The sequence below is a fragment of the Carboxydothermus islandicus genome, from assembly GCF_001950325.1.
In the GTDB taxonomy this organism is placed as follows: Bacteria; Bacillota; Z-2901; order Carboxydothermales; family Carboxydothermaceae; genus Carboxydothermus; species Carboxydothermus islandicus.
In genome coordinates, this window is sequence record NZ_BDJL01000121.1 from 1 (window position 1) to 241 (window position 241).

At 55.2% G+C, this 241-nt stretch carries 1 rRNA gene; it reads right to left on the minus strand.

Annotated features, from left to right (window positions below):
* Window positions 1-241, minus strand: a 23S ribosomal RNA gene (locus ciss_RS10005); the annotation flags it as partial.

A 241-nucleotide genomic window follows, 5' to 3' on the forward strand; every position in this document is an offset into this window, starting at 1 on the left:
TCTTCGCAACTCCACATCCTTCCCCACTTAGCACGCGCTTCGGGACCTTAACTGTCGGTCTGGGCTGTTCCCCTCTCGACCATGAAGCTTTTCCCCCATGGTCTGACTCCCTGCCTCTTTACCTACAGGTATTCGGAGTTTAACTGGGTTCGGTAAGCGGTGAAGCCCCCTAGCCCAATCAGTGCTCTACCCCCTGTAGCTATCAGCAGAGGCTAGGCCTATACCTATTTCGGGGAGAACC